This window comes from Streptomyces sp. NBC_00286 (assembly GCF_036173125.1).
In the GTDB taxonomy this organism is placed as follows: domain Bacteria; phylum Actinomycetota; class Actinomycetes; order Streptomycetales; family Streptomycetaceae; genus Streptomyces.
Genome location: NZ_CP108054.1, coordinates 6644732 through 6659860, shown reverse-complemented (window position 1 = coordinate 6659860; position 15129 = coordinate 6644732). Strand labels below are relative to the sequence as shown.

Annotated in this window: 1 pseudogene (running past both ends of the window); it reads right to left on the bottom strand. The window is 70.7% G+C overall.

Annotated elements, in window-relative coordinates:
* Positions 1-15129, bottom strand: a pseudogene (locus OHT21_RS30490) (non-ribosomal peptide synthase/polyketide synthase) (its annotated part extends past both window edges: 21191 nt to the left, 1891 nt to the right); the annotation flags it as partial.

Here is a 15129-nt window from a genome sequence, read left to right as displayed (position 1 = left end):
CGACCACGAGCCGGCCACCGTGGATCAGCGCACCCCACAGCTCGAACGTCGAGGCGTCGAACGCCAAGGGCGCCAACAGCATTTGCGTACTGTCCGGACCGAACCCGCCGTAGGTCTGACCCCACACCAGCCGCACCACCGACCGGTGCTCGACCACCACACCCTTCGGCCTGCCCGTCGAACCCGACGTGAACATCACATACGCGACGTCGTCCGGAGCCACCGCCACACCCGGATCGGCAGTGGAGCCGGAGATGTCGTCCAGCAGCACCACCTCTGCGAACCGGTCCGCGAAGGACTGCTCGGTTATCACCAGCCGCACATCGGCGTCGGCCAGCATGAACTCGACACGGTCCGCCGGATAGCCCGGATCCAGCGGCACATAACCGGCCCCGGCCTTCCACACGCCGAGCAGGACCGCGGGAACTTCGGCACTGCGGTCCAGGCAGACCCCGACCAGCGAACCCGGCTCCACACCCGCCGCGATCAGCGCATGCGCCACCTGATTCGCACGGGCATCCAACTCGGCATAGGAGACGGACTCCTTACCGAACTCCACTGCCACGGCGTCCGGACGCAACCGCGTCTGCTCCGCCACCAGCTCATGCACCGGCAGACCCGGCAACTCCACAGCCGTCGCATTCCACTCCGACAGCAGCCGCTCCCGCTCACCCTCGGCCAGCACCGACAGACTCTCCACCAACGCGTCCGACCGAGCACACGCAATCTGCTCCAGCAGGCCGACGTACGCGTCGATCAGGCGCCGAACCGGAGCCTCCGCGAAGCGGGAGCAGTCGTAAAAGGCTTCGATCTCCAGGCTCGCGCCCGGGACCGCGACGACCGTGAGGGGGTAGTTCGTGTTCTCGTGCCATTCGCCGGAGGTGATCCGGAACGGGCCGCCCTGCATGGACTCAGCGGTCGAGCCGAGCGGGAAGTTCTCGAAGACGAACAGGGAGTCGAACAACGACCCGCCCGCCGGGATCTCGCTCCACCGCTGCACATCGGCCAGCGGACTGAACTCGAACTCGCGCGACGCCACCTGATCGTCCTGAACCCGCTGCAGCAGATCCACGACCGTCGCCCGCTCATCCACCCGCACCCGCACCGGCAGGGTGTTGATGAACAGACCCACCATCTCCTCGACACCGTCGAGGCCCGCCGGACGACCCGACACCGTCGTGCCGAACACCACATCCGCACCACCGCCGAACCGCGACAGCACCAGACCCCAAGCAGCCTGCGCCACCGAGTTCACCGTCACCCGCGCCGCCCGCGCCACCGAACCCAGACCGGCCGCGGCCTCGGCCGACAGCTCCGCGCCCACCCGGCCCGGCTCGGCGCCCTCCGCAGAGGTGCCGGACCCGTCGCCCGGAAGTGCCGTCGGTGTCTCGAAGCCAGCCAGGACCTCCCGCCAGTACGCCTGCGCGGCACCCAGGTCCTGTTCACCGAGCCAGCCGATGAACTCGCGGTAGGAGCGACCGTCGGCGGCGAGGCCGGTTCCGCTGTAGGAGGCGAAGACCTCTCCCAGGACGGCGGTGACACTCCACCCGTCCAGCAGGACGTGATGGAAGCTCCACACCAGGTGGTACTGCGAGTCGTCCGTGCGCAGCACACGCACCTTCATCAACGGCGCGGCCCCGAAGTCGAACCCCTCGACGCGGTCCTGCTCGAGCAGCCGGGCGATGTGCGGCTCCCGGCCGTCCACGGCCATGGGAGACAGGTCGTGATACTCGCACGGGACGGAGACATCGGCGCGGACGACCTGCAGCGGCCGCGGCACGCCCTCCCACACGAATCCGGTGCGCAGAATGGGGTGCCGGTCCAGGACGTTCTGCCAGGCGGCGCGCATCCGGTCGACGTCGAGGTCGCCTTCGAGCCGCCAGTGGATCTGCTCGACGTAGAGGCCGGAGTCGGGTTCGGCCAGCGCGTGGAACAGCATGCCGTGCTGCAGCGGCGACAGCGGATAGACGTCCTCGACCTGGCGGTCGCCGGCCACCAGCCGGTCCAGGGTCACCTGGTTCAACCTGGCCAGCGGCACGTCCGACGGGGTCAGGCCACCAGCCTCCTCGGTCAGGCAGTGCTCGATCAGCGCGCGCAGCCGGACGACGAACTCCCTGGCCAGGCCCTCGACCGTCACGCGGTCGTGCAGGTTCGACGAGTACGTCCATGCCAGGCTCAGCCGTCCGCCGGACACCGCCCCGTTGACGTCGATGATGTGCGCGCGGTCGCCTGTGGACGCTTCCGTGTCGCCCGCGGGCTCGTCGGTGATCGCGAACAGACCCGCGGAGGTCAGCGCGTCGAAGCGCCCGAGGTAGTTGAACACCAGCCCGGTGGGCAGGGCGGTCAGGTCGTGGGTCAGGCCGTAGCCGACACCGCGACGGGGGACGGCGCGGAGCTGTTCCTTGACCGCCTTCAGCGCCGAGCCCGGGCCGTGGTCGCCGGGAGTGAGCGCCACCGGGAACAGGGAGGTGAACCAGCCCACGGTGCGGGAGACGTCGACGTCGTCGAACAGGTCCTCGCGGCCGTGGCCCTCCAGTGCGACCGAGACGGTCTCCTGGCCCGTCCACGCCGCCAGGGTCTGCGCGAGTGCGGTCAGCAGCACGTCGTTGATCTGCGTCCGGTACACCGCAGGCACCTGCGTCAGCAGCGCCCGGGTCTCGTCCTCGTCGAGCGCGACGGCGACCGTCTCGGCCGACTCGACCGTGTTTCGCTCGCCCGGGTGTTCCAGGGGCAGCTCGGTGACGGGGATCGAGTCCCAGTACTTGTTCTCGTCCGGGTCGGTTGCCTGGTCCAGGCGGTGTGCCCATTCCTTGAACGAGGTCGTCTTCGCGCCGGGCGTGATCTTCTGCCCCGACTGTGCCTGCTGGTAGGCGGTGGCGAGGTCCTCGACGAGGATGCGCCAGGACACGCCGTCGACGGCCATGTGGTGCACGGCGATCAGCAGCCGGTCCTCGGACAGCCGCACGAACCGGGCGACCGGGCCGTTCACCAGGTCGAGGCTCGCCTGGACGTCGTCCTCCGTGCGGCCGTTCGCTTCCTCCAGGCCCTGATCGTCGGGCTCGGTGAACCACATGCGTGAGCCGTCCGAGCGCAGGCGCAGCGCGTCGTGGTGGGCCAGCAGCGACCGGACGGCCAGGTCCAGCGCGGCGTGGTCGGCACCGGTCACGTCGAGCAGGACCGACTGGTTGAAGTGGTTCCGCTCCGGCAGGCTCAGTCCGTAGAACCACTGCTGGATCGGGGTCAGCGGCGCCTCACCGGTGACCACGCCCTGTTCGGCGCGGATGTCCGCAACTCCCGCGACGGCCGCCAGTGCCGCGACCGTCTGGTGATCGAACACCAGCTTGGGTGACAGACCCACGCCGCGGGCCCTGGCCCGGGAGACGAGCTGAACGGACATGATCGAGTCGCCGCCCAGCTCGAAGAAGTTGTCGTGGACGCCGACCCGGTCCACGTCGAGCACCTCGGACCACACCTCGGCGATCACACGTTCGGTCGGGGTGCGCGGTGCGACGTAGCCGGTGTCCAGGGCCAGCCGACCGGAGTCGGGCGCGGGCAGGGCCTTGCGGTCCAGTTTTCCGCTGGGCGTCAGCGGCATGGCCTCCAGGACGACGAACACCGCCGGGACCATGTATTCGGGCAGGCTTCGCCCCGCGAACGCGCGGAGTTCGGGGATCCCGGGCAGAGGGCTGCCGCCGGTCGCGGTGAGGTAGGCGACCAGGCGGCCGCCGTCGGCCACGACGACTGCCTCGCGGACGGCCGGGTGCCCGGCCAGAACCTCCTCGATCTCGCCCGGCTCCACCCGGAAGCCGCGCACCTTCACCTGCTGGTCGGCGCGGCCCAGGAACTCGATCACGCCGTCGGCGCGGTACCGGGCCAGGTCGCCGGTGCGGTAGAGGCGCGCCCCGGGGCGCCGGCTGAACGGGTCGGCGACGAAACGTTCGGCGGTCAGTCCGCCGCGCCGGAGGTAGCCGCGGGCGATGCCGATGCCGCCGATGCACAGCTCGCCCGGCACACCGACCGGGACGGGCTCGAGGGTGTCGTCGACGATGTAGATCTCGGTGTTGGCGATCGGCCGCCCGATGGGGACGAACGCGCCGTCGGCGCCCGCCTCGGGGGCCGAGAAGATCATCGCGATGGTGGCCTCGGTCGGGCCGTAGCCGTCGTGCAGTTCGGCGTCGCTGACCGCGGCGAAGCGGTCCACCAGGCGGGTTGTCAGTGCCTCGCCCATGCAGAAGACCAGCCGCAGATCGCGTGGCGGGGTGAAGCCGTAGTCCAGGAGCGCCTCGAGCATCGACGGCACGAAGTGCAGCACCGTGATCCGCTCCTCGGTCACGACCTGCGTCATGTAACCCGCGTCGGTGTGGCCTCCCGGTCGTGCCATCACCACGACGGAGCCCGCCGCCAGGGGCCAGAACAGGTCCAGGACCGAGACGTCGAAGGTGAACGGCGTCTTCTGGAGCACTCGGTCGGAGTCCGACAGCGGGTACCGGTCCTGCAGCGACAGCACGCGCTGCACCAGCCCGCCGTGCTCGATCGCGACGCCCTTGGGGCGGCCGGTCGAGCCCGATGTGTAGATGACGTAGGCGAGGTCGTCCGGGGACACCGTGACCGCAGGCGGCTCCGCCGCCGTTCCTGCCAGGTCCTCGGCATGCAGCAGGAGGCCGTCGAAGTCCGGCAGCCGTCCGGTGAGGGACCGCTCGGTGATCACCGTGCCGGCGCCGGCGTCGTCGATCATGAACGCGAGGCGGTCCGCCGGGTAGCCGGGGTCGAGCGGCAGGTAGCCCGCGCCCGCCTTCCAGATGCCGAGCAGCACGGCGGCGAGGTCGAGGCCGCGGTCCATGCACACGCCCACCGGGACGCCGGGCTCGACACCGGCCGCGGTCAGCGCGTGGGCCACGGCGTTCGCCCGGGCGTCCAGCTCCCCGTAGGTGAGGACGGCGTCCTCGGCCTGCACGGCCACCGCGCCGGGGGCCAGCCGGGCCCGCTCGGCGATCACTTCGTGCAGGGGTGTTCCGTCCGGGAACGGGGCGGCCGTGTCGTTCCAGTCCTCGACGACGCGGCGTCGTTCGCCGGCGCTCATCACGGACAGGCTGGAGACGGGCCGGTTCGCGGTTTCGGCGAGCTGCGCGAGCAGATGCGTGTAGCCGTCGGCGATGCGGCGGACGGTGCTCTCGTCGAAGAGGGCGGTGCTGTACTCGATGACCGCGTCCAGCCGCTCGCCGGTGTCGACGACGTGCAGGCCGAGGTCGAAGTTGGTGGTGCTGACCGGCAGTTCCACCGGTTCGAGTGCGAGGCCGGGCAGTACGGGGTCGCCGCCGGGGACGTTCTGCTGGGAGAACATGACCTGGAACAGCGGGCTGTGGCTCAGGCTCCGGTCCGGAGCCAGCTCGTCCACCAACCGCTCGAACGGCAGGTCCTGGTGGGCGTACGCCTCCAGCGCCACCTCACGCACCCGCTCGAGCAGTTCCCCGAACTCCGGGTCCCCGGTCACATCGCACCGCAGCACGAGCGTGTTGACGAAGAAGCCGACCAGGCCCTCGAGTTCGGCCGCGTCCCGGCCGGCCACCGGGGTTCCCACCACCACGTCGGACTGACCGCTGAACCGCGACAGCAGCACCGCGAACGCACTCAGCAACGTCATGAACAGGGTGGCGTCGTGCTCGCGTCCGATTCCGCGGACGGCGTCGGTCACGTGGTCCGGGACGGTGAAGGTGAAGGCGGCGCCGTCGAGGCTCTGCACGGCGGGGCGGGGCCGGTCGACCGGCAGCTCCAGCACCTCGGGAATGCCCGCCAGACGCTCACGCCACACCGCCAGCTGACCGTCCAGCACCTCACCCGACAGCCAGTCCCGCTGCCACACCGCGAAGTCGGCATACTGCACCGGCAGCTCCGGCAACGACACCGGCTCCCCCGACACACCGGCCGAGTAGAGAGCCGACAGCTCATCACTCAGCACACCCAGCGACCAGCCGTCGGACACCGCATGGTGCATGCTCAGCACCAGCACGTGATCATCAACCCCGACCCGCACCACCAGCGCACGGAACAACGGCCCCGCGGCCAGATCGAACGGACGGGCGGCCTCCTCGGCCACCACCTCGCGCCAGTCGGCGCCGGCGTCGCGCTGGGTGAGCAGTCCGGGCAGGCCGGGAGCGATCGACAGCGTGGGGACGCCGTCGACGGCCGGGAACGAGGAGCGCAGCACCTCGTGGCGTTCCGCGAGCGTCTCCAGTGCCGTGCGGAGGGCGGGGACGTCGAGCGGCCCCCGCAGGCGCATCGCCGAGACGCTGTTGTAGGCGGAGTTGCCCGGCTCCAGCTGGTCGATGAACCACAGCCGCTGCTGCCCGAAGGACAGCACACCGGTGCCGTCCGGCCGCCTGGTCAGGGCGGGCCGCGCGCCGCTCGTGCCGCCGCCGCTCAGCCGCTCAGCCAGGTCGGCGAGGTCACGGGCGTCGAAGACGTCGCGGAGCGCGAGATCGACGCCGAGTGCGGTGCGGAGGCGGGTGACGACCTGGATGGACAGGATCGAGTCGCCGCCCAGTTCGAGGAAGTTGTCGTGTGCTCCCACGTCGTTGATGCCGAGGACCTCGCCCCAGACGGCCGCGACGGCCCGCTCGGCGGGAGTCCTCGGTGCCACGTAGGCCACGCCGAGGGTGGGACGGGCTCCGTCGGGCATGGGCAGCGCCCTGCGGTCGATCTTTCCGCTGCGGGTGAGCGGAAGCTCGACGACCGGGACGAAGTGGGAGGGCACCATGTACGGCGGCATGGCGGCGGCGGCATGGGCCCGCAGCGCCGAGGCGTCGAGTCCTTCGTGGCCGGCCGCGGGGACAATCCAGGCGGTCAGACGCCGCTCGTGGGTGCCGACGAACACCTCCCGGACGGTGGGGTGCGCGCCGAGGCAGGCCTCGACCTCACCGGGCTCGACCCGGAAGCCGCGTACCTTGACCTGCTGGTCGACGCGGCCGAGGAACTCCAGGGAGCCGTCCGCGCGCCACCGGCCCTGGTCTCCGGTCCGGTACATCCGGGCGCCGGCATCGGGGGTGAACGGGTCGGCGACGAACCGCTCCGCGGTGAGGCCCGGCCGGCTCAGATAGCCGCGGGCGACACCGACACCGCCGATGCAGATCTCCCCCGCGGCGCCGAACGGGACGGGTTCGAGTCTGCTGTCCAGCAGGTAGATGGCGGTTCCCGCGATGGGACGGCCGACGGGCGGCGTCCCGGAATCGGCCGGATCGCACCGGTGCACGGTGCTGTCGGCGGTCGCCTCGGTCGATCCGTAGACGTTGAGCACCCGGCGGCCCTCGTTCGCCCAGGCGGCCACGAGATCGGCCGGCACCCGGTCCGACCCGGTGAGGGCGACCTTGAGGTCGGGCACGTCCTCCGGGTCCAGGCCGGACCAGGCCTGCGGGGGCATCTGCAGAACCGTCACCCGCTGCTCACGCAGCAGCCCGGCCAGCCCCTGGTCGGGCAGCAGCCGCTCGGACGGGGCGAGCACCAGCCGGCCGCCCGCGCACAGCGTCATCAGCGCTTCCTGGACGGACAGGTCGAAGCTGAGCGGCGCGAAGCCGAGCACCACGCTGCCGGAGCCGATGCCGAACTCGTCGATGTCGGCGGCGATGAGGTTGGTCAGACCGCCGTGCTGGACCAGCACGCCCTTGGGCAGGCCGGTCGAGCCGGAGGTGTACACGATGTAGGCGAGCCGCCCGGCCGGTACGTCGGGCAGGGGTCCACCGGGCAGATCGTCCGCGCCGTCGCGCAGGTCGTCCACGGTGACGAGGGAGGCGCCGTGGCCCACCGGCAGGTCCGCGCCGTCCTCGGTGATCACGAGCGGCGCCCGGGTGTCACTCAGGATCAGCTCGAGGCGCTGCGTCGGGTAGGCGGGATCCAGCGGGACGTACGCGGCACCGGCCCGGAACACGCCGAGCAGCGCAGCGACCCAGGCGGGCGAGCGTTCCATGCACACCGCGACCGGCGTCTCCTCGTGCACCTGCCCCGTGCCGAGAAGACGGCGCGCGACGCGGTCGGCCCATCCGTCGAGCTCCCGGTAGGTCAGTTCCTCGCCTTCGTAGCTGATCGCGACGGCGTCGGGACGCAGCTCCGCCTGCTCGGCGAACCACTCGTGGACGGGGTACGCCGGAGGCCGCGCCCCCGTGCCCGCGTTGAGGGTCTCCAGCAGATTGGTGCGTTCTCCCACCGTCACCGGGGTGAGCTCGTCGAGACGGGCTCGCGGCGCGGCGGCGATCGCCTCGAGCAGCACCCGGTAGTGACCGGCCAGGCGGCGGATCGCGGCGGCGTCGAAGCGCCGGCGGTCGTAGGAGATGTCGCCGGTGAGGACGGTGTCCGCCATCACCGCCATGGACAGCGGGTAGTTGGTGTGTTCGCGCACCTCGATGGGCCGGATGGTCAGCCGGTCCTCGTCGCCGCCGGCTCCGGGCACGGTGTCCACCGGGTAGTTCTCGAACACCAGCAGCGATTCGAACAGCGACTCGTCGGGGCCGACCCCGCTCCAGCGCCGTACCTGCGCCAGCGGCGTGTGCTCGTACTGGCGCATCTCGGCCTGCGCCCGCTGGACCTCCGCCAGCCAGTCCTCGACGCGCTGTTCTCCGTCGATGCGCATCCGGACGGGGAGGGTGTTGATGAACAGACCCACCATGTTCTCGACGCCGGGCAGCGTGGGGGGCCTGCCGGAGACGGTCGTGCCGAACACCACGTCGTCACGGTCGCCGTAGCGGGCGAGCAGCAGGCCCCAGGCCGCCTGGCTGAGCGTGTTCAGGGTCAGGTGGCGTTCACGCGCGAACTGCCGGAGCCGCTCGGTGACCTCGGCGGGCAGTTCGAAACGCAGGCTGCCCGGCTCGCCCTCCGGCTCGTCCCCGCGAACGGTGCGGTCGACGCCCAACGGCGTGGCCTCGTCCCAGCCGTCGAGCTGGGTGCGCCAGTAGTCCTCGGCGGCGTCCGCGTCGCGGTCGTGCAGCCAGGAGATGAAGTCGCCGTAGGGCCGGACCCGGTGGGTCGGCTCCCATGCCGGGTCGAGGTAGCGTGCCAGCACTTCGCCGAGCAGGGTCGCGGTGCTCCAGCCGTCCAGCAGCAGATGGTGGAAGCTCCAGATGAGCTGGTGCTCCGACGGCGCCGTACGCACCAGGTGCACCCGTGTCAGCGGGGCCTGAGCGAGGTCGAAGCCGCGGCGGCGGTCCTCCTCCATGAACCTCTCGATCGCGCGTTCCCGGCCGCGCGGGTCGAGACCGCTGAGGTCCTCGTGGCCGAAGGGCAGCCGTACGCTCCGGTGCACCAGTTGCAGCGGCTCTCCCGTGTCCCGGAGCCGGACGGACGTGCGCAGCATGGCGTGCCGGTCCACGGTCGCCTGCCAGGCCGCCTTCATCCGGTCCACGTCCAGCTCGCCCTCGAGCGACCACCGGACGCGCTGGAAGTAGACGCCCGCGCCGTCGTCGAGCATGCCGTGGAAGAGGATGCCCTGCTGGAGCGGCGACAGGGGGTAGACGTCCTCGACCGAGTCCGCGGCCAGCGCGTTCAGGGCCTGCTGGTCGAGGCCGGCCAGCGGCACGTCGGACGGCGTCAGTCCGCCGGCGTCCGGGGTCAGGCAGTGCTCGATCAGCGTCCGGAGCCTGGCCGCGAAGTCCTCGGCCAGCCCCGTGATCGTCGCGCGGTCGTGAAGGCCGGCCGAATAGGTCCAGGACAGGCCCAGCCGCCCGCCGGCCACCGCACCCGTGACATCGATCAGGTGCGGGCGCCGTCCGCCGGCGCCCGCGACCGCGCCCATCGGCTCGTCGACCACACGGAACAGGCCCTGGTCGGAGGAGAGGGAGTCCAGTTGTCCGAGGTAGTTGAAGGACAGCCCGGCGGGCAGCGCGGTCAGGTCGTGGGTCAGGCCGTACCCGACACCGCGGCGGGGCACGGCGCGGAGCTGCTCCTTGACCGCCTTCAGCGACGCACCAGGGCCATCGGCGCCCGGGGTGAGCGCGACGGGGAACAGGGAGGTGAACCAGCCCACCGTGCGGGAGACGTCGACGTCGTCGAACAACTCCTCGCGGCCGTGGCCCTCCAGCGCGACGGAGACGGTGTCCCGACCGGTCCAGCCGGCCAGGGTCTGCGCGAGTGCGGTCAGCAGAACGTCGTTGATCTGCGTCCGGTACGCCGCCGGCACCTGGGTGAGCAGCGCCCGGGTCTCGGCCTCGTCCAGCTCGAACGTGATCGTCTCGCTCGACGCGACCGTGTTGTCGCCGTCCGAGTGGTCAACGGGGAGTTCGGGAGACGGGACGTCACTCCAGTACGGGATCTCGCTCTCGTCGGCAGCGTGCTGGAGACGCTGTGCCCACTCCTTGAACGAGGTGGTCTTCGCCGCGAGGGGCGCACCTTCGTAGGCGGTGGCCAGGTCTTCGAGAAGGATCCGCCAGGAGACTCCGTCGACGGCCATGTGGTGGACGGTGATCAGCAGCCGGTTCTCGGAGAGGAGGACGAACCGGGCGACCGGGCCGTCGACCAGGTCCAGGCTCGCCTGGATGTCGTCCGCGGTGCGGCCGTCGGCGTCCTCCAGTCCTTGGCCGTCGGGTTCGGCGAACCACTGACGGGTGCCGTCCGAGCGCAGACGCAGCGCGTCGTGGTGGGTGAGCAGGGTCCGGACAGCGGCGTCCAGCGCCTGCCGGTCGACACCGGTCACATTGAGCAGGACCGACTGGTTGAAGTGGTTCCGCTCCGGCAGGCCCAGGCCGTGGAACCACGACTGGATCGGCGTGAGGGGCGCCTCACCGGTGACGATGCCCTGCTCGGCCTCGACCGTGCCGACTCCGGCGAAGGCGGCCAGCTGCGCCACCGTCTGGTGTTCGAAGACCAGCTTCGGCGTAAGTCCCACGCCCTTGGCGCGGGCCCGGGCGACCACCTGGATGGACAGGATGGAGTCGCCGCCCAACTCGAAGAAGTTGTCGTGGACGCCGACCCGGTCGGTGCCGAGGACATCGGCCCACACCTCGGCCAGGATCGCCTCGGTTTCGGTCCGGGGGGCCACGTAGTCGGCGTGGACGGCCTCGGGGGCGGGGAGGGCGCGGCGGTCGAGTTTGCCGGTCGGGGTGAGCGGGAGCTTCTCCAGGACGATGACGACGGCCGGGATCATGTACTCCGGCAAAGTACGGGCTGTGAACTCCCGCAGCTCCTCCGGCCGGATCGTCCGCCCTTCTGCGAGGGTGACGTAGGCGACAAGTCGCTGGTCGTGGACCATCACCACCGCGTCACGGACCACGGGGTGTTCGGCCACGGCCGCCTCGACCTCGGCCGGCTCGATCCGGAAGCCACGCAGCTTCACCTGGTCGTCGACACGGCCGACGAACTCCAGCAGACCCTCGGCGGTCCACCGCACCACGTCGCCGGTCCGGTACAGCCGTCCGTCACCGAAGGGGCTGGTCAGGAACCGTTCGGCAGTCAGTTCCGGACGGTTCAGGTAGCCCCGCGCCACGCCCGGGCCGCCGATGAACAACTCCCCCGCGACGCCCACCGGGACCGGCTCCATCCGCCCGTCCAGCACGAACACGGTTGTGTTGCCGATCGGCCGGCCGATCGGTACGGAGTGCGTTCCCTCCGTCAGCGGGGGGATGGCGTAGGTGCAGGCGAAGGTGGTCGTCTCGGTCGGGCCGTAGCCGTTGACCACCTGCAGACCCGGTACCGCCTGCTGTGCCGCCCGCACATGGCGGACGGACAGCGCCTCACCGCCGACCAGGATACGTTCAAGGCCGGTCAGCACCGAAGGGTCCTCGTCCACGACGGCGTTGAACAGAGAAGCGGTGAGCCACAGGTTCCGCACCCCGTGACCGGAGATCAGGCCCGCGAGTTCGGACACGCCCACCACACCGGGCGGGGCGACCACCAGCTGGCCGCCGTGGATCAGCGCACCCCACAGTTCGAACGTCGAAACGTCGAACGCCAAGGGCGCCAGCAGCATTTGCGTACTGTCCGGACCGAACCCGGCGTAGGTCTGACCCCACACCAGCCGCACCACCGACCGGTGCTCGACCACCACACCCTTCGGCCTGCCCGTCGAACCCGACGTGAACATCACGTACGCGATGTCGTCCGGGGCCACCGCGACCGCCGGATCGGCAGTGGAGCCGGAGATGTCGTCCAGCAGCACCACCTCGGTGAACCGGTCCCGGTACGCCGCCTGCGTGACCACCAGCCGCACATCGGCGTCGGCCAGCATGAACTCGAGACGGTCGGCGGGGTAGTCGGGGTCCAGCGGCACGTATCCCGAGCCGGCCTTCAGCACACCCAGCACTGCTGCGGGCACCTCGATGCCACGGTCCAGGCACACGCCCACCAGCGAACCCGGCTTGACCCCTGCGGCGATCAGCGCATGCGCGATCTGATTCGCACGAGCGTCCAACTCGGCATACGAGACAGACGCCTCACCGAACTCCACCGCCACCGCGTCCGGGCGCAACCGCGCCTGCTCCGCCACCAGCTCGTGCACGGGCCGGCCCGGCAGGTCGACAGCCGTCGCATTCCACTCCGACAGCAGCCGCTCCCGCTCACCCTCGGCCAGCACCGACAGGCTCGACACGGACACTTCGCCGACGGTGGCCGCGATCTGGTCCAAGAGGCGGACGTAGGCGTCGGCGAGACGGGTGACGGTGCCCGCGTCGAACAGGGCAGTGCTGTACTCGAAGACGCCGACCAGGCCGTCGGTGTCCTCCGCCAAGTGCAGCGACAGGTCGAAGTTGGTTGTCGTGAGGGGTACTTCGTAGGAGGCCACCTCGATGCCGGGGAGCTCGAGCTGTCCGCCGTGCGCGTTCTGCAGCGAGAACATGACCTGGAACAGCGGGCTGTGGCTCAGGCTCCGGTCCGGAGCCAGTTCGTCGACCAACCGCTCGAACGGCAGGTCCTGGTGGGCGTACGCCTCCAGCGCCACCTCACGAACCCGCTCCAGCAGTTCGCCGAACTCCGGGTCCCCGCTCACATCGCACCGCAGGGCCAGCGTGTTGACGAAGAACCCGACGAGACCGTCCAGTTCGGCCGCGCCCCGGCCGGCCACCGGGGTTCCCACGACCACGTCGGACTGGCCGCTGAACCGCGACAGCAGCACCGCGAACGCACTCAGCAGCGTCATGAACAGGGTGGCATTCTCGTCCCGGCCGATGTCCCGAAGCACACGGGTCAGATCGGCCGGGACGCGGACCTCTACTGTGGCGCCGTCGAGGCTCTGCACGGCGGGGCGGGGCCGGTCGACCGGCAGCTCCAGCACCTCGGGAATGCCCGCCAGACGCTCACGCCACACCGCCAGCTGACCGTCCAGCACCTCACCCGACAGCCAGTCCCGCTGCCACACCGCGAAGTCGGCATACTGCACCGGCAGCTCCGGCAACGACACCGGCTCCCCCGACACACCGGCCGAGTAGAGAGCCGACAGCTCATCACTCAGCACACCCAGCGACCAGCCGTCGGACACCGCATGGTGCATGCTCAGCACCAGCACGTGATCATCAACCCCGACCCGCACCACCAGCGCACGGAACAACGGCCCCGCGGCCAGATCGAACGGACGGTTCACCTCGTTTCGCACCAGGGCGCGCAGGCACGTGTCCTGGTCGTGGGCCGTGACGGCCTCGAGGTCGTGTTCGGTGAGGGCAACGGCGCCGACAGGGGTGATCACCTGTTCGGGGGCGCCCTCAACGGCGGTGAAGGTCGTCCTCAAGGCTTCGTGGCGCGCGACGACTCCCTCGAGCGCCGCGCGCAGCGCCGACGTGTCCAGGGGGCCGGCCAGCCGTACCGCGAAGGCCGAGTTGTACGCGGACTGGCCGGGTGCCAACTGGTCGAAGAACCAGAGGCGCTGCTGTCCGAAGGAGAGAGGGATGCTCTCGTCGGCCGTGCTCCTGGGCCGGATCCTGGGCAGACGGGTCCCCTGCCGCTCGCGGAGCGCGGTTTCGACGGCTTCCGCGAGACCGCTCACGGTCGGCCGGTCGAAGATCTCCCGGACGGAGAAGTCGATGTCCAGAGCGGCCTGGATCCGGCCCGCGACGCGGATGGAGAGGATGGAGTCGCCGCCCAGTTCGAAGAAGTTGTCGTGGACGCCGACGCGTTCGACGCCCAGGATCTCGGCGCAGGCGTCGGCGACCATCTGCTCGACGGGGGTACGGGGTGCGACGTATTCCGCCGCTCGCCCGAGGTCGGGTGCGGGGAGTGCGCGGCGGTCGAGTTTCCCACCCGGGGTCCGGGGGAACGCCTCGAGCCTCATATAGATCGCCGGGACCATGTGCTCGGGCAGCGTCCGCTGCAACCCCGCACGCAACTCCTCGTCCGCCACCCCAGCCGACTCGATCAGATAGGCCACGAGCCGGCCGTCGCGGACGGTGACGGCGGCGTCCCGGATACCGGGGTGGCGGGTGAGGGCGGCCTCGATCTCGCCCAACTCGACCCGGAAACCCCGCAGTTTCACCTGGTCGTCCGCGCGGTCGATGTACTCCAATGTCCCATCCGCCAGCCGGCGCACCAGGTCACCGGTCCGATACAACCGGCCCCCCGGCACCCCGCCGAACGGATCCGCCACGAAGCGTTGCGCGGTCAGGCCCGGCCGGCCCAGATAGCCACGCGTCACACCATGACCACCCACGAACAGCTCACCGGCGACACCGACCGGGACCGGTTCCATCCGCCCGTCCAGCACATACAGCCGGGTATTGGGCAACGGACGACCGATCGGCACACTCACCGCCGTCACCGGCCCGTCCACCGGCATCACCGACACACACACCGTGCCCTCAGTCGGCCCGTACGCATTGACGAACCGAGCCTGCGGGAACTTTGCGGCCAGCTGCGGCGAGCACTTCTCACCCCCCGCGATCACCACCCGCACACCCGGCAGCTCATCGACCACCGACAGCACCGACGGCGGCAGCATCACATGCGAGATCCCCTCCGCCACGACCTGACCCACCAGCTCATCATCGGCAAACCCATGCCCACGCCGGCTCAGACACAGTGCACCACCCCAGGCCAGCGCCATGAACGTCTCCCACACCGCACCGTCGAAACTCGGCGAGGAGAACTGCAACACCCGCGCATCCGGGCCCAGATTGAAGTCGGCACCCGCCGCAGCGATCAGGTTCGCCAGACCCCCGTGCTCGACCAGCA